General features: G+C 69.4%; 18 protein-coding genes. 12 read left to right on the top strand and 6 right to left on the bottom strand.

The features are described from left to right. The 3 genes from D187_RS55980 to D187_RS39890 all read right to left on the bottom strand — a co-directional run. Window positions 1-285 (bottom strand): hypothetical protein (locus D187_RS55980; RefSeq protein ID WP_155893916.1); only part of this gene is annotated, 285 nt, incomplete at its 3' end. A gap of 322 nt (window positions 286-607) precedes the next feature. Next, window positions 608-1,123 (bottom strand): 2'-5' RNA ligase family protein, encoded by a 516-nt coding sequence (locus tag D187_RS39895; RefSeq protein WP_002629066.1) that lies wholly within the window; start codon window positions 1,121-1,123, stop codon window positions 608-610. Between the two features lie 34 nt (window positions 1,124-1,157). Further along, entirely contained in the window at window positions 1,158-3,251 is a 2,094-nt protein-coding gene (locus D187_RS39890) for a glycosyltransferase family 39 protein (RefSeq protein ID WP_002629065.1), read from the bottom strand. Window positions 3,252-3,409: 158 nt separating this feature from the next. Here D187_RS39890 and D187_RS39885 point away from each other — a divergent pair, with 158 nt between their 5' ends. Genes D187_RS39885 through D187_RS39875 form a run of 3 tightly spaced genes read left to right on the top strand, consistent with a single transcriptional unit; the run spans window position 3,410 to window position 6,534 of the window. Then, entirely contained in the window at window positions 3,410-4,519 is a 1,110-nt protein-coding gene (locus D187_RS39885; protein ID WP_043433996.1) for an ABC transporter substrate-binding protein, read from the top strand. A 15-nt stretch (window positions 4,520-4,534) separates the two neighbouring features. After that, window positions 4,535-5,308, top strand: coding sequence for an ATP-binding cassette domain-containing protein (locus D187_RS39880; RefSeq protein ID WP_002629063.1), 774 nt, complete (start codon window positions 4,535-4,537; stop codon window positions 5,306-5,308). After that, a complete protein-coding gene (locus tag D187_RS39875) occupies window positions 5,305-6,534 on the top strand; it encodes a sugar ABC transporter permease (protein WP_002629062.1) in 1,230 nt (409 codons plus the stop codon). Before D187_RS39880 ends, D187_RS39875 begins: the two co-directional genes overlap by 4 nt. A 78-nt stretch (window positions 6,535-6,612) precedes the next feature. Here the strand turns inward: D187_RS39875 and D187_RS39870 are convergent, their stop codons facing one another. Continuing rightward, on the bottom strand, window positions 6,613-7,488 hold the full coding sequence (locus D187_RS39870) for a cation diffusion facilitator family transporter (RefSeq protein WP_245591937.1): 876 nt from the start codon (window positions 7,486-7,488) through the stop codon (window positions 6,613-6,615). A 230-nt stretch (window positions 7,489-7,718) separates the two neighbouring features. Here D187_RS39870 and D187_RS39865 point away from each other — a divergent pair, with 230 nt between their 5' ends. From D187_RS39865 to D187_RS39835, 7 genes are all read left to right on the top strand, one after another. After that, entirely contained in the window at window positions 7,719-9,299 is a 1,581-nt protein-coding gene (locus D187_RS39865; protein WP_002629059.1) for a sigma-54-dependent Fis family transcriptional regulator, read from the top strand. Between the two features lie 4 nt (window positions 9,300-9,303). Further along, window positions 9,304-10,230: an alpha/beta fold hydrolase gene (locus tag D187_RS39860; RefSeq protein WP_002629058.1), complete on the top strand. Its 927-nt coding sequence runs from the start codon at window positions 9,304-9,306 to the stop codon at window positions 10,228-10,230. A gap of 260 nt (window positions 10,231-10,490) precedes the next feature. Then, entirely contained in the window at window positions 10,491-12,329 is a 1,839-nt protein-coding gene (gene typA / locus D187_RS39855; RefSeq protein WP_002629057.1) for a translational GTPase TypA, read from the top strand. Between the two features lie 164 nt (window positions 12,330-12,493). After that, window positions 12,494-13,864 carry a tetratricopeptide repeat protein gene (locus D187_RS39850; RefSeq protein ID WP_002629056.1) on the top strand — a complete coding sequence of 457 codons (1,371 nt, stop codon included), beginning with the start codon at window positions 12,494-12,496 and terminating at the stop codon, window positions 13,862-13,864. After that, on the top strand, window positions 13,864-14,952 hold the full coding sequence (locus tag D187_RS39845; protein WP_002629055.1) for a glycosyltransferase: 1,089 nt from the start codon (window positions 13,864-13,866) through the stop codon (window positions 14,950-14,952). The genes D187_RS39850 and D187_RS39845 overlap by 1 nt, the downstream gene beginning before the upstream one ends. Next, on the top strand, window positions 14,949-15,989 hold the full coding sequence (locus D187_RS39840; protein WP_002629054.1) for a radical SAM/SPASM domain-containing protein: 1,041 nt from the start codon (window positions 14,949-14,951) through the stop codon (window positions 15,987-15,989). The genes D187_RS39845 and D187_RS39840 overlap by 4 nt, the downstream gene beginning before the upstream one ends. Continuing rightward, entirely contained in the window at window positions 15,986-16,864 is an 879-nt protein-coding gene (locus tag D187_RS39835; protein WP_002629053.1) for a radical SAM protein, read from the top strand. The genes D187_RS39840 and D187_RS39835 overlap by 4 nt, the downstream gene beginning before the upstream one ends. Before the next feature lie 3 nt (window positions 16,865-16,867). Here the strand turns inward: D187_RS39835 and D187_RS39830 are convergent, their stop codons facing one another. Both D187_RS39830 and D187_RS39825 read right to left on the bottom strand, forming a co-directional pair. Continuing rightward, on the bottom strand, window positions 16,868-17,821 hold the full coding sequence (locus tag D187_RS39830; RefSeq protein WP_002629052.1) for a DUF808 domain-containing protein: 954 nt from the start codon (window positions 17,819-17,821) through the stop codon (window positions 16,868-16,870). 96 nt (window positions 17,822-17,917) lie between these two features. Further along, window positions 17,918-18,328: a SpoIIAA family protein gene (locus tag D187_RS39825; protein ID WP_043433756.1), complete on the bottom strand. Its 411-nt coding sequence runs from the start codon at window positions 18,326-18,328 to the stop codon at window positions 17,918-17,920. A gap of 68 nt (window positions 18,329-18,396) precedes the next feature. Here D187_RS39825 and D187_RS39820 point away from each other — a divergent pair, with 68 nt between their 5' ends. Next, window positions 18,397-19,335 carry a bestrophin family protein gene (locus D187_RS39820; protein ID WP_002629050.1) on the top strand — a complete coding sequence of 313 codons (939 nt, stop codon included), beginning with the start codon at window positions 18,397-18,399 and terminating at the stop codon, window positions 19,333-19,335. Between the two features lie 18 nt (window positions 19,336-19,353). Beyond that, window positions 19,354-20,178, top strand: a complete 825-nt coding sequence (locus tag D187_RS51095) for a spermidine synthase (protein ID WP_245591936.1) — start codon at window positions 19,354-19,356, stop codon at window positions 20,176-20,178. Window positions 20,179-20,254: the final 76 nt, after the last annotated feature.

Below are 20,254 nucleotides of genomic sequence, written 5' to 3'. Positions count from 1 at the left end.
ACCGTTGCCATAGCACTGAAGCCGGTCATGGACTCCGTCGAAGTTGAAGTCCATGTAGACGCAATTGCCACGACGAACCGCCAGGTTGTCCAACCCATCGCCATTCCAGTCACCTACCAGGTATTCGCTTTCAATAACCGCCAGTAAATCAGGCTCGTCCTCTCCAACCGCGACTGTGTCTGTCGCGAAACCACACGCCCCGAGAAGCAACACCACCGCGGCGAAGAAGAGAGGGAAAAACCGGCTCAATGCTGTGCGGCGAACAGCGCGACCAAGACAATTCATATCGGGAATGCTCCTGCATTGACATGTGACAGCCAAAGGCTCGGCACTGCGGCAGCCCCATGCAAGGAATCCCGTGAATCGCGGGGTAGTCGTTGTTCTTCCGCGCACGCATATCAACTGAGTGTGCCCATCAAGAAACACCCTCTTGGCTTGCGAGGGTATATGGAGGTTCGGCTCTTCACTTGGAGAGAGAACGTTTGGCTGGCTGAACCGGCATCGCTACCTATTCAAGGACTACGAGCGAAGGAATCCTCGTCTGAAGCCTTCATCCATCTCGGAATGATTGACCTCATGCTCCGGCGCCTCGCCTGACTGCTCCACTTCAACACCCTCCAAGAGAGGGACTGAACGCGACCTCTGCCTCCAAGGCCCAGGGGCCGTTCAGGTAGCGCCACAATTGGAAGCCCTCGCCTCGTACCGTGAAGGGCGAGAAGTCCGCCGTCAGCAATGCCTTCAACACGCGGGCCTCCTCTGGGGTGACCTTGTTCTGCACCGTCACGTGCGGGCGGAATCCCTGCCGATCCTGGGGCGTCAGCCAATGCGCCCACCGCCGGGCCAGCTCCGCGTGCAAGGAATTCAATGGCGGCGAGGCCATCTCGAACGCCACCCCGCGTCCCAGCGAGCGCAGGCCCGTCGCCTGCAACTCCACCGCGGCAGTGGGCGCCACCGCGCGCAGATCCTCCACCACCCTGCCCCGCTCCTCTCCGGGCAGATGGTGGAACAGCGTCAGGTGCGCGGAGAGGTGGTTGAGCTTCGCCGGGAAGTGCTCCCGACGCAGGCGATCGAAGCGGGCGAAGGTGTCCGCGTCGAGCTTCAAGGTCACGATGAGTGGCTCCATCCGCCTCCCCTTCCTTCCCGAGGCGCCCGGCCGCTCACGCCTCCACGTCCACCGCCTGTCCCTCGCGCACGGCCCGCTCGGACACCCGGGCGGTGCCTCCGCCCCCCTCACATTGGACGCGGTAGGCGCCCCGGGCGAGCACATCGGACTCACGGGTGTCCCGGTCCGTTGGATAGGCCACGCGCAGGGAGAAGCCACCCTCCCGACTCGCGGTGGCATGGGGCTCGTACCGGAGCGTCCCACCCCGCCCCGTCTCCAGCTCCAACGCGGCCGTCACCGACGCGCCAGGCGCGCACCGGCCGCGCAGCTCGGCGCCAGGGACGACCTCGAACACCCGGGCATGGGGCAGCTCCGGATGCTGGCGGCGCGACTCGGCCGAGTCATGCACGAGCCGGAAGCGCGTGCTCGCGGCCCACGCCCCCGTGGCGAGCCCCGCGTGCTCCCGCAGCCAGAAGGCGAGCGTCTCGGACAGCTTCACCTCGGGGCGTCCCAGCACCTCGTCCATGGGGGTGAGCAGCAGGTAGCGCGCGGACGACTCCCGCGCGAGCGCATAGGACTCCTCCTCGGACGTGGCGCCGAGCACCGCGCTGGCCCGTGCATTGGCCTCCTGGTGCACCGGCACCTGGGAGAAGGGTGTGGCCACCGCGGGGCGCTCAGCCCACAGCACCAGCAAGTGCCCCATGTCATAGGGCGCGATGATGCTCCACGCCGGCCGGACACCCGCGTCCCACGGCGGCGAGGGCTCGGGCGTGTGCTCGCGCAGCCACTCCATCGTGGAGCGCACGCGGCCGATGGGGCTGGCATCGGGTTGTCGCGGGTGCGGCACGGCTCCGGCGAGCAGGGGCAGTCCCGCGAGCCCCAACGCGGCGGCCGAGACGCGCCGGACGCGAGGGGCCGCGCCGCGCAACAGGCCCTCCCACCCCACCGCGACGCACAGGGCCGCGTACCCCATCAGCGGTTGGGAGAAGCGGGCCTGGAGCAGCGCGGCGGCACCGAGCGAGAGCGTGCCGAGCACCAGGGGCGCGGCGCTCGCGTCCCGCTCCGTCCACGCCCGCGCGCTCGCGGCGACGAGCCCCACCGGCAGCAGCACCAGCACCGGGCCGAGCAACTGTCCGGCGAACTCCGGATCCTTCCACAGCGGCGTGGACTCCATGACGACGGCGAGGAGCGGATCCCCCAGCCGCAGGTGCCGCCAGGCCCGGGATAGCTCCGGCAGCAGCGGCACGGCACACGGCATGGCGAGGCCGAGCACCAGCCACCCGCCGCGGCGGCGCTCCAGGAGCAGGGCCAGTCCCGAGGCCCCGCACAGCAGCCCCAGGGCGAGCAGGGGCGCGAAGGCGGTGAGGCCATGGTAGGCGAGCGAGCGGGGCTCGCCGAACAGCACCACGCCCAGGGCCAGCACCCCGGCGGTCCCCAGGCCGAGGGCGAGCCCCACCCGGCCCACGCCCGCCCCCACCCGCTCGCGCTGGAGCCACGCGGCGACGGGGAGCGAGGCGGCGAGGCCCGGCAGCAGGACGAAGCCACTGGTGGTGAGCAGCGGCGCGAGCCCCAGCACCGCGCCCGTGACGGCACCGAGCGCGACGCCGCGCGTCTTCAATGCCTGGCCGAGCAACAGCGCGCAGAGGGCGGCGAGGAACGGCTCGTGGACATGGTGGTCCGCGTTGCCGAGCGCCCCCGCCTCCACCGCCGCCGGCACCAGGGCCAGCAGGGCGAGCATCCCGAGGGCGACGGCCTCGCCGCGCCAGCGCCTCACCAGGAGTGACAGCAGCCCCAACCCGCAGAGCGACAGCACCGGATCCACCCAGGCGGCGGCGCGCTCGGGGGCCTCGGGGCCGAGCCGCAGGAAGAGGGCCACGAGCCAGGTGTGCAGGGGGGGCCAGATGATGGACGCGCCGGTGGGTGCGTTGATGTACGGATCGAAGGGCGAGAAGCGGGGGAAGGCGGCCTGTTGGAGGTGGGCGAAGCGCACGTAGTAGTGCGAGTCCGTGGCGACCAGTTCCACGTGCTCCCCGGCGAAGACGTTGCGTGCGTCCGCGAGCCGGGCGCAGGCGGCCAACGCGAGCAGCGACAATCCGACGAACCAGAAAGTCAGGGCGCGTCTGGAGGGGAAGTGTCGGGGAGGGAGCATCAACTTTCGAGAGAGTCTACTTCCGGACGGATTCGGCGACCCTACGCCGCACCGCGGCATGGGACTATGACTTGCAGCGGCCCGAGGGGACAGGGAGGATGCGCGCGCCTTTGTCGCTCCCGACACGGTTTTTTCACAAGAACGAGGCACAAGTGAACATGCGCTACTTCCCCCCATTCGGCGCCTCGGCGCTGGCGGCCCTGATGCTCTTGACTCCGGGCTGCAAGGACAACAAGGAGACCGCCCCGGCGGGCGGCGGTGCCCCGGCCAAGCCCGCGGGCGCGAAGATCGCCCTGCTGCTGCCCGAGTCCAAGACGTCGCGGTACGAGTCGCATGACCGGCCGCACTTCGAGCGCAAGGTGAAGGAGCTGTGCGCCGAGTGCGAGGTCATCTACAGCAACGCGGATCAGGACGCGGCCAAGCAGCAGAACCAGGCCGAGGCGGCCATCACCAACGGCGCGCAGGTGCTGGTGCTGGATCCGGTGGACGCGGCGTCGGCGGCGGCCATCGTGGGTCGCGCGCGCCAGTCCAAGGCGATGGTCATCAGCTATGACCGTCTCATCGCCCAGGCGGACGTGGACTACTACATCTCCTTCGACAACGAGAAGGTGGGCAAGCTGCAGGGCCAGGCGCTCGCGGACAAGCTCAAGGCGGACGGCAAGGCGGACGGCACCATCGTCGTCATCAACGGCTCGCCCACCGACAGCAACGCGGCCATGTTCAAGGCCGGCGCGCACAGCGTGCTGGACGGCAGCGGCGTGAAGATCGGCGCCGAGTACGACACGCCGGACTGGAGCCCGGACAAGGCGCAGCAGCAGATGGAGCAGGCCATCACCCAGCTGGGCAAGGACAAGATCGTCGGCGTGTACTGCGCCAACGACGGCACCGCGGGTGGCGCCATCGCCGCGATGAAGGCCGCGGGCATCAACCCCCTGCCCCCCGTGACGGGCCAGGACGCGGAGCTCGCGGGCATCCAGCGCATCGTCGCCGGTGAGCAGTTCATGACGGTGTACAAGGCGATCAAGGCCGAGGCCGAGGCGGCCGCGGAGCTGGCGGTGGCGCTCGCGCGCGGTGGCCAGCCCCCGGCGGGCAAGATCAACGGCAAGGTCAACAACGGCCAGAAGGACGTGCCCTCCGTGCTGCTCACGCCGGTGGCGGTGACCAAGGACAACATCAAGTCCACCATCGTGGCCGATGGCTTCTGGACGACGGCGCAGATCTGCGAGGGCTCCTTCCAGGCGGCCTGTGCGCAGGCGCAGCTGCAGTAAGGATACGAGGCACCCATGACGGCGACCGCGCTGCTGGCGCTCCGTAACATCTCCAAGCGATTCGGGGCCGTCCAGGCCCTCAGCCAGGTGGACTTCGAAGTCCACCCGGGTGAGGTCGTGGCCCTGGTGGGAGACAACGGGGCGGGAAAATCAACCCTTGTCAAAATCATCTCGGGCAGCATCCCCATCGACGAGGGAGAAGTCCTCTTCGATGGAAAACCCGTGACGCTGGGGACGCCCAAGCGCTCATCGGCGCTCGGAATCGCCACCGTGTATCAGGACCTCGCGCTGTGCGATAACCTGGACGTGGTGGGCAACCTCTACCTCGGTCAAGAGGAGGGGAATGCCTTGGGCTGGCTGGATGAGACGGCCATGGAGCAGCGCGCCTCGTCGCTGCTCAAGACGCTGGCGGTGAGCATCCCCAGCGTGCGCACGCAGGTGGCGGCGCTGTCGGGTGGTCAGCGGCAGACCATCGCCGTGGCGCGCGCGATGATGGGCTCGCCCCGGGTCGTGCTCCTGGACGAGCCCACCGCGGCGCTCGGCGTGGCGCAGACCCGGCAGGTGCTCGATCTCATCCGGCGGCTGCGCGAGCAGGGCCTGGGCGTGGTCGTCATCAGCCACAACATGATGGACGTGTTCTCGGTGGCCGACCGCATCATCGTGATGCGGCTGGGCAAGCGCGTGGCGACCTTCGAGGTGAAGAACGTGAAGGAAGTGGATGTCGTCGCGGCCATCACCGGAGCCCGGCCCGCGCAGGTCGCCAGTACGCTGAAGATGGAGGAAGCATGAGCTCCGCGAATCAAACCGCGATCGATCCCCGGTTGATCCAGGACGCGCCGGGCATGGCGGGAGCGTGGGCGGGGTTCCGCCGCCGCGTCTCCCAGGGCGAGCTGGGCAGCCTGCCCGTCATCATCGGCCTGAGCGCCATCTGGATCATCTTCTACCTGGCCAACGAGCGGTTCCTGTCGGCCATCAACCTCACCAACCTGATGCTGCAGATCTCCGCCATGGGGATGATCTCCGCGGGCATCGTCCTCATCCTGCTGCTCGGAGAGACGGACCTGTCGGCGGGCGCCGTGAGCGGCCTGGCCGCCGCGGTGATGACCATCCTCAACGTGAAGATGCACGTGCCGGCGGTGCCCGCGCTGCTCGCGGGGCTCGCCACGGGCACGGCGATCGGCGCCTTCCAGGGCACGTGGGTAACGCGCTTCAAGGTGCCCTCCTTCGTGGTCACCCTGGCGGGCTCGCTCGCCTGGCAGGGCGCGCTGTTCTCCGTGCTGGGCTCCACCGGCAGCGTGAACCTGTACGATCCGGTCATCACCGGGCTGACCTCGACGTTCTTCTCCACCCCGGTGTCCTGGGGTGTGGTGGCGGTCATCATCGGCACCTACGTGGGTAGCGTGTTCCTGGAGCGGCGGCGGCGCGCGACGCTGGGCCTCGTCCAGGCGCCCCTGCGCAACGTGGCCTTCCGGATGATCATCATCTGCGGGGCGGTGGTGGCGGCGGTGAGCGTCTTCACGCAAGACCGCGGCCTGCCCCTGGCCACGCTCATCTTCGCGGGCGTGGTGGTGGCGCTGGAGCTGCTGCTGCGCAACACGCGCTTTGGCCGTCACGTGTTCGCCGTGGGCGGCAACGCCGAGGCGGCGCGCCGGGCGGGCATCCGCGTGGAGTTCATCCGCATCACCATCTTCGCGATGGGCTCCACCCTGGCGGCCGCGGGCGGCATGCTCGCCGCCTCGCGTCTGCTCGCGGTCAATCAGTCCTCGGGCAGCGGCGACGTGCTGCTCAACTCCATCGGCGCGGCGGTCATCGGCGGCACCAGCCTCTTCGGCGGGCGCGGCTCGGCCTGGTCGGCGATTCTCGGCGCGCTGGTCATCGGCTCCATCGCCAACGGCATGGATCTGCTGGCCTTCTCCTCGTCGGTGAAGTTCATGGTGACGGGCAGCGTGCTGCTCGTGGCCGCCTCGGTCGACGCGGTGTCCCGCCGCGGACGCCAGGCCGCCGGCCGGGCGTGAGGTGAACCGGAGCCGGTGCCGCGAGAGGACCCGAAGTCTGGGGTCCTCCCGGTACCGGCCCCCCGGTGGCCCCCGGGCTCAGTGCACCTCGCCCACGTGGGCGTAGGTCTCGCTCTCGATCTGGATCGTCGTGTGATCGATCTTGAAGCGCTCGAGCAGCTCGTGCTTCACGGCCGAGAGGATGTCGTCGTTGTTGCTGACCTTCGGGTCCGCCACCACGAGGTGCGCCGAGAGCGCGTACATCCCACTGGCGATCGTCCACACGTGCAGGTCATGCACGTCGCGCACACCCTGCACCTTGAGCAGCAGCTCCTTGACCTGGGGCATGTCCACGTGCGCGGGCACGGCCTCGAGCAGCACGTCCACCGCGTCGCGCACCAGCCGCACCGCCCCCACCACGATCACCACCGAGATGAGCACGGAGATGAGCGGGTCCACCACGTACCAGCCCGTCAGCCACATCACCCCCGCGCCCACCAGCACGCCCACGCTCGACAGGGTGTCGCCCAGCACGTGCAGGAAGGCCCCGCGCACGTTCATCGAGTGCGTGTGGTGCAGGAAGTTCAAGGCCAGCAGGTTGGCGATGAGGCCCACCGTGGCCACCACCGCCATGGGCCCCAGGTTCACCTCGGTGGGCGAGCGGAAGCGCTCCCAGGCCTCCAGGACGATCCCCACGGTGATGACCAGCAGCAGCACGCCGTTGAGCAGCGCGCTGAGGATCTCCATCCGGTAGTAGCCGTACGTCTTCTTCTGGTCCGCCGGCTTGCCGGAGAACCACAGGGCGAGCAGGCTCAAGCCCAGCGCGCTGATGTCGGTGAGCATGTGGCCCGCGTCCGACAGCAGGGCCAGCGAGCGGGTGAGCCAGCCCCCCACGGCCTCCGCCACGGCGATGGTGCCCGTGAGCGCCAACGCGACGAGCAGGCGGTTGCGGTCCTTGCGCCGCTCCTCCTTCAAGGATGGAGGCGGGGGTCTCGGGGGTTGTCCATGGCCGTGCCCATGGCCACCACACCCCTCTCCGTGCGAGTGATCATGGTCATGAGAAGACGCTGCGTGCGGATGACGAGGAGGAGTCACGGGTGCAGGGTATTCCACCGCGCCCACACGTGGGGGCGCCAGGTGGGTAGAATCGACGAACCTCGCGGGCTCAAGGTCTCCTCTTGTTGAACATTCCCAAGCCACGGCCAATGGACCGTGAGCGGCACCAGAACCTTCAGAGCATCATCATGCTGCGGGAACTCGTCCGCAAGTGGTGGCGCGCGGAGCTGCACTTCGCGGATCGGCACGGGCAGGTGCTGGATTGGAACCGGGGCGAGGCCATCGCCTCCGCGGCCAGTGCCTGCTGCCGGCTCGCGCGTGGTTCGCGCGAGGGGCTGCGGCGCTGCAACCAGTCGGTGCGCGAGCTGCACGAGCAGTTCGTTGGCAACCGGCGCCTGCGCCGGGCGATCGTGCAGCCCTGCCATCTCCAGTTCAGCCTCGTGGCCGCGCCGCTGTACGTGCAGGACGAGTACGAGGGGTTCCTCTTCGTCGAGGGCCTGCTGCGCGAGCCGCTGACGGCGGGCGCGCGCGAAGGCATCCGGGCGCGGCTGCGCGAGCTGCAACCGGCGGCCCTGGACGTGGAGCGCGCCGTGGAACGGCTGCTCGTTCTGGATGACGACAACCTGGAGAAGCTCACCGTGCTGCTCGAGTACGGCACCGGGGAGATCGCCGCCTACGAGGCCGAACGCACCCGCGAGCAGGAGCGAGCCCTGGAGGCGCCCGCCCGCGGCGGCGGGAACGCGCGCTTCGGGCACATCATCGGCCGCTCGGCCGCGCTCCAGGAAATCTTCAAGGTGCTGGAGAAGGTGTCCAACTCCGAGGCCACCGTGCTCATCAACGGGGAGTCGGGCACGGGCAAGGAGTTGGTGGCGCGCGCCATCCACGACAATGGCCCCCGGCGCAACGCGCCCTTCGTGGTGCAGAACTGCTCGGCCTTCAACGACAACCTCCTGGAGAGCGCCCTGTTCGGCCACATGCGCGGCTCCTTCACCGGAGCGGTGCGCGACAAGAAGGGTCTGTTCGAGATGGCCGACAGCGGCACCTTCTTCCTCGACGAGGTGGGCGACATGTCGCCCGCGTTGCAGGTGAAGCTGTTGCGCGTGCTCCAGGAGGGCACCTTCCTGCCCGTGGGCGGCACCCAGCCGCGCGAGGTGGACGTGCGCGTCGTCGCCGCCACCCACAAGGACCTGGGCGAGATGGTCAAGCGCGGCGAGTTCCGCGAGGACCTCTATTACCGCATCAACGTCATCCGCGTGCACCTGCCGCCCCTGCGCGAGCGCCGGGACGATCTGCCGCTCCTGGTGGATCACTTCCTGCGCAAGCACCACCGCGAGGGCCAGCGCGCTCGCGGCCTGTCCCCCGAGGCGCTCGCCCTGCTCGGCCGCTATGCCTGGCCGGGCAACGTGCGCGAGCTGGAGAACGAGATGGAGCGCCTGCTGGTGCTCGGCGGGGATCTGGAGCTGCTGCCCGCCGACCTCATCTCCAGCCGCATCCGCGACGCGGTGTCGCCCGGGGGCTCGTCCTCTCCCCTCCCCCGCCTCACCGGCAGCCTGCACGAGGCCGTGGAGGCGCTCGAGCGGGAGATGATCCACCAGGGACTGTTGCGTACTGGGAAGAACAAGAGCCGACTCGCCCGGGAGCTTGGCATCAGCCGCTCCAACCTTATCTTGAAGATCGCCCGTTACGGCCTCGACGCGGGTCTTCCACCCGACGCCGAGGCGGACGCATGACACCATGAGCGATCTCTTCCGGCAGGACTTCCTCACCGTTCCCGATGGGGCGGCGCTGTACTACCAGGTGAGTGGATCGGGCGAGCCCGGCGCGGTGATGTGCGATGGTCTGGGCTGCGACGGCTTCGTGTGGAAGTACCTCGAGCCCGTGCTGGCGCGCCATCACCGCGTGCTGCGCTGGAACTACCGAGGCCATGGCCGCTCGGGCGTGCCGGACAAGCGCAACCGCATCGGCATGTCCTATACCTGCGATGACCTCAACCGGGTGATGGACGCGGCGGGCATCCAGCAGGCGGTGCTCTTCGGCCACTCCATGGGCGTGCAGGTGGCACTCGAGTTCCACCGCCGCTTTCCCGAGCGGGTGAAGGGGCTCGTGCTGGTGTGCGGCAGCTACGGCAGCCTGCTCGACACCTTCCACGATGGTCCGCTGCTCAAGCGGCTCTTCCCCTTCATCAAGTTCACCGTGGAGCACTTCCCGGACCGCGTGGCGCGCCTCACCCGCGCCCTGCTCAGCACCCCGCTGGCCCTGGAAGTCGCCCTCTCGGTGGAGATGAACCGCTCCCTGCTCTCCAAGAGCGACCTCATCCCCTACTTCGCCCACCTGGCCAACATGGACCCGGTCGTCTTCGTGCGCACCCTGCGCTCGGCCGCCCACCACAATGCCTGGCGGCACCTGCCGCGCGTGAACGTCCCCACCCTCGTCATCGCCGGCAAGCTCGACAAGTTCACCCCCGCCTGGCTGTCACGTCGGATGGCCGCCCACATCCCGGGGGCCGAGCTCCTCCTGCTGCCCGAGGGGACTCACGTGGCTCCCCTGGAATACCGGGAAACCGTCGAGCGGCGGGTGGAGCGCTTCCTGAGCGAGCACCGGCTCGTGCAACCTCGGGCGCGCCACTACCCCACCTCCGAGCCGTTCGCCGCCTTCCCGTAGCCCGGGGGGCATATCGCCTCCACACCCACCTGGTGGGAGGAGGCTGGACTCGAGGGGCCGCGCCGAGGCCAGGGGCTGGCCGTCGGCACGCCTTTCGTCCAGCCACGTTGCAGGGGAAGGACTCACGGCATATAAGCGCCCGCCCTTCGTGTTTCTGAGGGGTTCCATCAGGCCCCCTGAGGGCCCGGGCGCCTTGCCCACCCACGACTTCTTCCGCCGGGCCTCGCGCCTCGGCCGTCCCCCGCAGATCCCCCGCATCCATGATTGCCCGAGAGAACATCCGCAACGTCGCCATCGTCGCCCACGTCGACCATGGCAAGACCACCCTCGTCGACCACATGCTTCGCCAGGCGGGCATCTTCCGCAGCAACGAAGCCCTGACCGAACGGGTGATGGACTCGAACGACCTCGAGCGCGAGAAGGGCATCACCATTCTCGCGAAGAACACCGCCGTCACCTACCAGGGAAAGCAGATCAACATCATCGACACCCCGGGCCACGCGGACTTCGGCGGTGAGGTGGAGCGCGGCCTGCGCCTGGTGGATGGCGTCATCCTCCTGGTGGACGCGGCCGAAGGTCCCCTGCCCCAGACGCGCTTCGTGCTCAGCAAGGCGCTGGGCATGGGCCTCAAGACGGTGCTCGTCATCAACAAGATCGACCGCTCGGACGCCCGCGCCAAGGACATCCTGGATCAGGTCTACTCGCTCTACATCGACCTGGGCGCCGAGGAGCACCAGCTCGACTTCCCCGTGCTCTACACGGTCGCGCGCCAGGGCCAGAGCTCCACGAGCCTGGAGGTGCCGGGCAAGACGCTCGAGCCGCTCTTCCAGGCGATCCTCACGCACATCTCGCCTCCGCCCGCGCCGCAGCAGGAGCAGCTGCAGCTGCTCGTGGCCAACCTGGACTATGACGACTACGTGGGCCGCCTCGCGGTGGGCCGCGTCCAGGCGGGGCGGATCGCCGCCAACATGCCCGTGGCCGTGATGCGCGAGGGCGGCAAGATCGCCCAGGGAAAGATCGTGAAGCTCTACGGCTTCCAGGGCCTCAAGCGCACGGAGATCGCGGACGCGGGCCCCGGCGAGATCGTCTCCATCGCGGGCATCGAGGACATCTCCATCGGTGACACCATCGCCGACGTGGAGCGGCCCGTGGCGCTGCCGCGCATCACCGTGGACGAGCCCACGATGATGATGATCTTCAAGGTCAACGACGGGCCGCTGGCGGGCAAGGAAGGCAAGTACGTCACCAGCCGCAACCTGCGCGAGCGCCTGTACCGCGAGGCCTACCGCAACGTGTCCATCCGCGTGGAGGACACCGAGACGCCGGACGCCTTCCGCGTGGTGGGCCGTGGCGAACTGCAGCTCGCGGTCATCATCGAGACGATGCGCCGCGAGGGCTACGAGCTGACGGCCTCCAACCCCGAGCCGGTGACGAAGACGATCGACGGCGTGCTGCACGAGCCCATGGAGCTGCTCTTCTGCGACGTGCCGGAGAACAGCGTGGGCGCGGTGACCGAGCGCCTCGGGCCTCGCAAGGGCCGAATGGTGGACATGGCCCAGCTGGGCGGTGGCCGCACCCGCTTGCAGTTCCGCATCCCCGCGCGCGGCCTCATCGGCTTCCGCTCGGAGTTCCTCACCATCACCCGCGGTGAGGGCATCATGAGCAGCCAGTTCGACGGCTACGAGCCCTGGTTCGGCTACATCCCCAAGCGCGCCAACGGAGCCATCGTGTCCGACCGCCTGGGCGAGACGGTGCCCTACGCGCTCTTCAGCATCCAGGAGCGTGGCCACCTGTTCGTGGGCGCCGGCGTCACCATCTACGAGGGCATGATCATCGGCGAGCACGTGCACCCCTCCGAGCTCAACGTGAACGCCTGCCGCGAGAAGAAGCTCACCAACATCCGCGCCGCCGGCCGCGACGAGAACGTCATCCTCACCACCCCCCGCGAGATGGGCCTGGAGAAGGCGCTGGAGTGGATCGCCGACGACGAGCTCGTCGAGGTGACGCCCAAGTCGGTGCGCATGCGCAAGAAGGCGCTGGCCTCGGGCGAGCGCTACCGCGCCGAGCGTGACCGCAAGCGCGAGGAGCGCGAGGGCTAAGCCCACCTGAAGACGCCGCGGCCTCCAAGCGGCGTCCGGGTTTCACTCGAGGGCGAAGGTGGGCGGGCTTCCCGCTCCCTTCGCCCTTCGTCTTTTCCACGCATTGCTCCCACCGCGCGTTCCGGTATCAACTCGCGCCCGGTCCGACGCGAGGGAGCGGGTACTTGAAGCAAACGAAGAGCCTGTCGCTGGTGGTGATCCTCCTGCTGGCTCCCGTGGCGCTGGCACAGGGGGGCGGTAGGAGCCCGCAGCAATCCGCGGGGAAGACGGCCGCGCGGGCTCTCGAGGTGTACGAGCAGGGCAAGCGCCTCTACGACGCGAAGGACTACGCGGGCGCCCTCGAGCGCTTCGATCAGGCCGCGGCCATCGAGCCCGACAAGGCGCGCTGGCAGTACAACCGGGGCCTCGCCCTGCGCAAGCTCGACCGCTTCACGGAGGCCCGCGAGGCCCTGCTCCAATCGCGCACCCTGGACCCGGCCTACAAGCGGGCGGAGATCGACGACAAGCTGCGGGAGATGGGCTTCTCGCCGACACCGCCGCCGAGCACGCCCGCGAGTGAGCCCCCGGATCCGTCCGTCAGCACGCCCCCCGCTCCGCCGCCCGAGCTTTCCGTTGTCCTTCGAGAAGAGACGTCAAAAAAGCCGGCCAACCCCGTGTGGGCTCTCTGTCCCTACGCCGGGATGGCCCTCCTGTTCTTCCTGTTGATCCGCTGGAAGCTGTCGAAAGCGAAGCCCCTTCAGGACCCGCACCGAGCCTCTACCTCCACCCTCCAGCCCCGGAGCGAGGAACTCGCGCCGCTGGAGGAACGGCTGAAGCAGGTCGCGGCCTCGCTCGTCCAGGTGGAGCATGCCTTGCGGCTGAAGGAGGATGCCGACCTGCGGGCACTGCTCAACCAGGCCACGATGGCCGAGCAGAACGCCTGGCAATCGATAGCGGATTTCCGGAAGGGAACCGCGTCGCGGTCCGCCGTGACGCGCCGGCTCGACAAGGCACACGAGGCAGCGGAGGCGGCGGTGGCCCATGCGCGCGGCCTCTTTGGCGAGCAGGCCTTCCTGCCCGAGGGCGAGCGCGTGGGTTGTTACTTCTGCGCACGCCCGCTGGCCAACCCGTCCTTCCGGATGCAGGTGCCCCTCAAGCGGGGCTCACAGGTCACGCACGTGCTCGCGTGCCCCCCTTGCGCGAACATGGCCGCGGCGGGCCAGCCTCCTCCCGTGACGGTGCAGCGGTTGGGCAATGGCCAGACCCAGCACTGGAGCGAGCTGCGCGGGTACGATCCCTACACCCATCGCCACCAGCCCTATCCGGACATGAGCACGGTGCCCGCCTGGCAGTACACGCCGGAGCGCTCACTCGGCGAGGTGGCGGCGATGGCCGCGGGAGGCGCGCTGGCGACGGGACTGGCGGCCTACGGGGTGAGCCAGTTGCTGGACCTCGACAGCGCGAGCGAGGCGGCGGCGGCCCAGGCCGCGACCCAGGCCGCGGCGAAGCAGGCCAGTGAGCGCCGCGAGGAGCGCGACTGGAAGGATCACTCCTGATGGGCGCGCCCCGCTTCGTCTTCTACGCCGTCAACGGCCTGGGGCTGGGCCACGTCACGCGCCTGGTGTCCATCGCCCGGGCGCTGCGCCGGCTCTCGCCGGAGTGCGAGGTGCTCTTCCTCACCTCGTCCGAGGCGGACCACGTCATCTACCGCGAGGGCTTCGCCGCGGTGAAGCTGCCCTCGAAATCCATCCGCGAGCGCTGTGGCCTGCGCAAGGGCCACTACCTCAAGCTGGTGCAGACGGTGACGTGGAACACGATCTCCGCGTTCGATCCGGACGTGCTGGTGGTGGACACCTACCCCACCGGCTCCTTCGAGGAGCTCATTCCGGTGCTGCGCTGGCGCCAGAAGAACGTCTTCGTCTTCCGGGAGCAGCGGGCCGAGGTGGCGGGCTCCGAGCTGCTCCAGGCCTCGCTGCGGCTGTATGACCGGATCCTCATCCCCCACGAGGACGTGGCCCAGGTGGGGCCGCTGCCCGAGCCCGCCAAGGCCCTGGCCGTGGGCCCCATCCTCATCCGCGAGCGCCACGAGCTGCCAGACCGGGCCCGGGCACGCGAGGCGCTCGGACTGCCGCGGGACGGCACCCTGCTCTACGCCTCTTTCGGCGGCGGTGGAGACCCCGAGGCCGCCCGGGCACTGACGCTCACGGCCCAGGTGGCGCGGGAGCTGCCCGGGGTGCGACTGGTGGTGGGCGCGGGTCCCCTGTGGCGCGAGCAGCCACCCGCGCTGGAGGGAGCGGTGGTGCTCCAGGGCCGCTACCCCGCGCTGGACTTCCTGCCGGCCTTCGACGCGGCGGTGACGGCGGCCGGCTACAACGCCGTCCACGAGTTGCTGTACGCGGGCATCCCCTCCGTCTTCGTGCCCTTCGCGCGGATGGTGGACGATCAGGACAAGCGCGTGCGCGAGGTGGAGGACGCGGGGGCGGGCCTGGCGTGCCTGCCGCTGACGCGCGAGGGGCTCACCCGCGCGGTGCGCGAGCTGATGAAGCCGGAGGTGCGCCAACGCCTGGGCGCGAGGGCTCGCGAGACGGTGGCGCGCAATGGCGCGGAGCCCGCGGCGCGGGCACTGCTGGAGTTGCTCCCATGAAGAACCCGAACCTGATGCGCGAGCGCCTCAAGGGCTACCTGGAGCGCCGGCCTCGCACCGGCCCGGAGACGGTCCACCTGGACATCACCAACGCGTGCAACCTGGACTGCATCACCTGCTGGAACTACGCGCCGGACCTGGCGCAGGCCAAGCCGGTGGCGTGGAAGCGGCAGCGGATGGACGCGGCCACCTTCCACCGCATGGTGCACGAGTGCGCCGACGCGGGCGCCGAGCGCATCGTCATCAGCGGCGGTGGCGAGCCCTTCACCCACCCGGACATCTACACCTTCATCGGCGCGGTGAAGGCGCGCGGCCTGCGGCTCACCGTCATCTCCAATGGGACGTTGTGTGATTGGGAGCGGGTGCGGGCGCTGGGCGTGGACCAGATGCTGCTCAACATGGCCTCCGCCTCCGCGGAGACCTATGTGGCCTACCACCCCAACCAGCCCCCGGAGACCTTCCATCGGTTGCTCGAAGGCGTGCGCACGGTGCGCGACGTCACCGCCGTGAACCTGGTGCAGGTCATCAACCGGGTGAACTACCGGGAGCTGCCCCAGATGGTGCGGCTCGCGCACGACGTGGGCGCGCGCTCGTCCTTCAAGGTGGGCGACGTGCCCCGGGGCACCGAACACCACGCGCTCACCGCCGAGCAGCGGCAGCAGATTCTCGGCGAACTCATCCCCGAGGCGCGCAAGCGGGCCAAGGCGCTGAAGGTGAAACACAACCTGGACGCGTACGAGGCCCAGTTGTCGGGCAAGTGGCCCTCGGGACAGGAGACGGGGTGCTTCGCGGGCTACCTCTACAGCCGCGTCTACGTGGACGGGCGCGTCTTCTTCTGCTGCGAGCACATCGAGGCGGGGCACGTGAAGGACGGTGCCTTCCAGGACGTGTGGCGCGCGCCGGCGTACGAGGCGGTGCGCGAACGGCTGCACCGGGGTGAGTACTACCCGGGCTGCGCGCGCTGCGGAAAACACGACATGAACTTCGCGGCGTCGAGGGACCTGCGCGAGATGCTCGAGGAGGGAGAGCTGCCATGAGCGGTCCACGCCCCACGGTGAGCTGGAACATCGTCGGCGGGTGCAACTACCGCTGCACGTACTGCGTGCAGAAGCACATGCCGGGCATTGGAGGGCCCACGGACGCGCAGCTCGAGGCGGCACTGGCCACACTCACGGCGCTGCCGGGCAGCTGGGAGTTCAAGATTTCCGGCGGAGAGCCCTTCCTGCTCAAGCGGCTGCCGGAGGTGGCGCGGCGCCTGGCGGAGGCGGGACACAAGGTGTCGCTGCTCACCAACCTGTCGGCCCCCCTGCGCGTCCTCGCCACCTTCATCGAGGCGGCGGGAGAGCAGCTGCGCACCTTCTCGTGCTCGCTGCACCGCGAGGAGGTGGAGGAGGCGGAGTTCCTCGAGAAGGCGCGGGCGGTGAAGGAGCTGCTCGCCCGGTGGCCACGCGCCACCTTCGTCGTCAACGGCGTGGTGGTGCCCGGACAGGTGCGGGAGGTGGCCGCCAGCCGCGAGCGCTTCGAGCGGGCGGGCATCAAGTTCTACCCCCAGCTCATGCGGGTGGACGGCAAGCCCGCCGAGTACGGCTGGGTGGAGCGCTGGCGCATCGACCGGGCCTTCGGGGACATGGTCTCCCCATCGAGGATGAATCGCGGCTACGCGCTCAAGGGCCGCCTGTGCCACGCGGGCAGCAAGTACTTCATCATCCACCCCAAGGGTGATGCATTCTCCTGCTACCCCGGCAAGCGCTTCGGGGACGGGCACCTGGGCAACGTCTTCGACGGGACGCTGAAGCTGTGGGACGCGCCCCGGCCCTGCCACTACGAGGTGTGCCCCTGCACGGTGCCGCAGAATCGGGGCATCATCGAGGGCTTCGGCGGCGGGGCCGGAGAAGACGCCGTCGGCTTCTGAGCCTCACTTCTCCTTGCCACGCCTCAGCACGCGCGAGCCCAGGCTCACCACGCCCAGCGCCAGCGCTCCGGCGACAAGGCCCACCAGGATGTTGGCCAGCGGCGACACGAGCGCCCCCAGCAGCCACCCGATACCGGACACCTCGCCCGCGGCGTGGGTCGCACCCTCGATCGCGTGGTGCACCGGGCCGATGCCGTGCGTGAGGATACCTCCACCCACGAGGAACATGGCCACGGTGCCGGCGACCGACAGGAACTTCATCAGCAACGGCGCCGCCTTGAGGATACCCGCGCCCAGAGCGCGCAGGGCCCGCGGCCAGGCGCCCTCGCCCGGCTGGCGGACCAGCGCGAGCCCCCCGTCGTCGAGCTTGACGATGCCTCCCACCAGTCCATAGACGCCCACGGTCATCAGCACGGCCACGCCCACCAGCGCCAACACCTGGGTCAAGAAGGGCGCGCTGGCCACGACGCCCAGAGAAATCGCGATGATCTCCGCCGAGAGGATGAAGTCGGTGCGCACCGCGCCCTTGATCTTCTCCTTCTCGAGCGCCACGAGATCCACCTTCGGATCGGCCACGGCCTGGACCAGCTCCTTGTGATGGGCCTCGTCCTCGTGCGCGCTATGCAGGAACTTGTGCGCCAGCTTCTCGACGCCCTCGAAGCAGAGGTAGAGACCGCCCACCATCAACAGCGGCGTCACCGCCCAGGACGCGAAGGCGCTGATGGCCAGCGCCGTGGGCACCAGGATGGCCTTGTTCAGCATCGAGCCCTTGGCCACGGCCCACACCACCGGCAACTCCCGGTCGGCATTGACGCCGGTGACCTGCTGGGCATTGAGCGCCAGGTCATCGCCCAGCACCCCGGCGGTCTTCTGCGCCGCCACCTTGGTCATCACCGACACGTCGTCCAGGAGGGTGGCGATGTCGTCGATCAGGGCGAGCAGGCTGGATCCGGCCACGGTGAAGGCTCCTTACAGCGAGAGGTAGGGGCGCATACTAATGTTCCCGGGCGGGGATGCCATCGACATCCGCCGTCATTCGCCACCTCGGGCCCGCTACCGCCCCGCCTGAGGGAGGAGTCCGGCCACCCAGCGCTCGGCCTCCTCGAGGGTGGAGAAGGTGAGCACGGACGTGGGCAGCGGCAGGACCGCCAGGATGGCGCGCAGGGCCAGCCGGGCCAGGGGCGAGGAGAGGATGATTCCCGCGCCCAGGATCCGCTCGCGCAGGTGGGCCTCATGCGTCTTGAACCACGCCAACTGACGCTGGCGCTGCTCCTGGTCCATGGACATCCGTGAGATCTGGCGCAGGTCGATGAGGAGGAGGAGCTTCTGCTCGGCGCGCTCGAGGTGCTCGCCCAGGGTCACGAGGAACGCCTCGTACTCCTCGGGGGAAAGGGCCCCGGGAAACCCGAGGGAGAGCAGGGGCCATCTCGAGCTGTCGAAGCGAACTCGGTCTGTGGTGGACATGCGCGGGGAACGCAGTATGCCAGGAAGGCCCCTCGCGGGGCGATGACCAACATCCCGGCGACTCCATCATGATCCTCCGTCCTCGCCCCACCGCCTGGCAATTGCTCTACATCCTGCGCGGCACGGTGCTTCTCCTCGTGCTCCCCAAGGTGCTGGGGATCTCGCTGCTGTCCTGCCTCGCGGTCTTGTCCATCCGGATGGATTGGCTCCACCTGCCCTCCAGCACGGCCGTCCCCATGTCCCTGCTGGGGCTCGCGCTCTCCATCTTCCTCGGCTTTCGCAACAACGCCAGCTACGACCGCTGGTGGGAGGCGCGCAAGCACTGGGGCGCGCTCATCATCGAGCTGCGCTCCCTGGCCCGTGATGCCGTGGCCCTGCTCGACGATGGCGCGGACCCGGGCACTCCCGTGCGAGGACACCACGACGCTCGGCGACTCGTCCACCGCGGCATCGCCTTCGCCCATGCGCTCGCCGGGTATCTGCGCGGGTACGACGAGGGCGACAACCTCGCCCGCTACCTCGCTCCCGACGAGCTGGCCCGGGTCCGGGCCAGCATCAACCCGCCGGACGCGTTGCTGCGCGAGATGGCCCAGGAGTTCGCCACCCTGCGGCGCACGGGCCGGCTCACCGACATCACCTGGCAGACCTTGAACGAGCGCGTCGGTGGGCTGTCCGCGGTGCTCGCCGCCTGTGAGCGCATCCGCTTCACCCCCCTGCCCTTCGCCTACACGGTGCTCCTGCACCGCACCGCCTACCTGTTCTGCCTGCTGCTGCCCTTCGGGCTGGCGGAGCTGCTCGGGTGGATGGCCCCGGTGCTCGCCGCCGCCCTGGCCTATACCTTCTTCGGGCTGGATGCGCTGGGAGACGAGCTGGAGAACCCCTTCGCCCACGTGCCCAACGGACTACCCCTGCGGGCCCTCGCCCGGACCGCGGAACGGGGACTGCTCGAGGCCCTGGGTGAGCCTCTTCCCGAGCCGTTGCTGCCTCAGTCCTACCTGTTGATGTGAGAAGGTCTCTTCCCGCGCATGTCCGACTCGAGATCGAAGCATGGAACCCGCCAGCGGGCGGCGAGGCCGCGGAGCCCGAGGTCCTCGGCCACCGTGGTCCACGAAGCGCCCTCGCCGCTCGGGACGGTGTTCGTGGTGGACGCGGGTGACCTGCGCACGCTCCGCTTCGACAGTCCCCGGGGCGCCATCCAGAGCGCGCTGCGCAAGAGCGATCCCCAGGCGGTGCCCACGAGCTACGTGCGGGTGGCCACCGCCGGGCTCGCGCTCACCCAGGGGCGCTCGCGTGTCCTGGTGGTGGGGCTCGGGGGAGGCGCCTTCCCCCGGCTGTTGCACCGGTGTCTGCCCCGGACGCGGGTGGACGTGGTGGAGCTCAACCCCGTGGTGGTGGAGGTGGCCCGGCGCTACTTCCACGTCCACGAGGACGAGCGGCTGCACATCCGGCTCGGGGACGCGGCCCACTTCATGGAGGAGCGCGGGCCGCTCTATGATCTCATCCTGCTCGATGCGTTCGCGGGCGAGGGGACGCCGGAGCACCTGAAGGAGACGCTCTTCCTCGAGGCGGTGCGGCGCCGGTTGCTGCCGGGGGGCGTCGCCGTGCTCAACATCGCCCTGGAGGATCCGGCGAAGGTGGCGTGGCGGGTGCGGACCTTCGCCGGGTGCTTCGAGGACTGCGCGATGCTGCGCGGCGCGTCGGAGTACATCAACCTGCTCCTGGTGGGCACCCAGGAGCCCCTTCCCCCCGAGCCGCAGTTCCGGCGGCAGTTGTCCCAGCTCGCGCGCGAGATGGGGTTTCCCTCCCTGACACGCAGCGTGGTGTCCTTCGCGCGGGCTCGAGACGGGTGAGGGGCCTCTGTTCAGTTGGTGCGCAAGGCCCCTCTTCGTTCCCAGGGGAGCGCCTCGGCGTCATGCGGGTTTCTGT

Source organism: Cystobacter fuscus DSM 2262 (genome assembly GCF_000335475.2).
In the GTDB taxonomy this organism is placed as follows: Bacteria; Myxococcota; Myxococcia; order Myxococcales; family Myxococcaceae; genus Cystobacter; species Cystobacter fuscus.
This window is presented reverse-complemented; position numbering and strand designations above follow the sequence as displayed.

What these genes read in the sequence shown, in the direction of transcription:
- D187_RS39875 (WP_002629062.1), top strand. Translation starts at nt 5,305, where the DNA reads ATGAGCTCCGCGAATCAAACCGCGATCGATCCCCGGTTGATCCAGGAC.
- D187_RS39860 (WP_002629058.1), top strand. Translation starts at nt 9,304, where the DNA reads ATGAGCGATCTCTTCCGGCAGGACTTCCTCACCGTTCCCGATGGGGCG.
- D187_RS39835 (WP_002629053.1), top strand. Translation starts at nt 15,986, where the DNA reads ATGAGCGGTCCACGCCCCACGGTGAGCTGGAACATCGTCGGCGGGTGC.
- D187_RS39890 (WP_002629065.1), bottom strand. Translation starts at nt 3,251, where the DNA reads ATGCTCCCTCCCCGACACTTCCCCTCCAGACGCGCCCTGACTTTCTGG.
- D187_RS39895 (WP_002629066.1), bottom strand. Translation starts at nt 1,123, where the DNA reads ATGGAGCCACTCATCGTGACCTTGAAGCTCGACGCGGACACCTTCGCC.
- D187_RS39820 (WP_002629050.1), top strand. Translation starts at nt 18,397, where the DNA reads ATGATCCTCCGTCCTCGCCCCACCGCCTGGCAATTGCTCTACATCCTG.
- D187_RS39885 (WP_043433996.1), top strand. Translation starts at nt 3,410, where the DNA reads ATGCGCTACTTCCCCCCATTCGGCGCCTCGGCGCTGGCGGCCCTGATG.
- typA (WP_002629057.1), top strand. Translation starts at nt 10,491, where the DNA reads ATGATTGCCCGAGAGAACATCCGCAACGTCGCCATCGTCGCCCACGTC.
- D187_RS39845 (WP_002629055.1), top strand. Translation starts at nt 13,864, where the DNA reads ATGGGCGCGCCCCGCTTCGTCTTCTACGCCGTCAACGGCCTGGGGCTG.
- D187_RS39865 (WP_002629059.1), top strand. Translation starts at nt 7,719, where the DNA reads ATGGACCGTGAGCGGCACCAGAACCTTCAGAGCATCATCATGCTGCGG.
- D187_RS51095 (WP_245591936.1), top strand. Translation starts at nt 19,354, where the DNA reads ATGTCCGACTCGAGATCGAAGCATGGAACCCGCCAGCGGGCGGCGAGG.
- D187_RS39880 (WP_002629063.1), top strand. Translation starts at nt 4,535, where the DNA reads ATGACGGCGACCGCGCTGCTGGCGCTCCGTAACATCTCCAAGCGATTC.
- D187_RS39840 (WP_002629054.1), top strand. Translation starts at nt 14,949, where the DNA reads ATGAAGAACCCGAACCTGATGCGCGAGCGCCTCAAGGGCTACCTGGAG.
- D187_RS39825 (WP_043433756.1), bottom strand. Translation starts at nt 18,328, where the DNA reads ATGTCCACCACAGACCGAGTTCGCTTCGACAGCTCGAGATGGCCCCTG.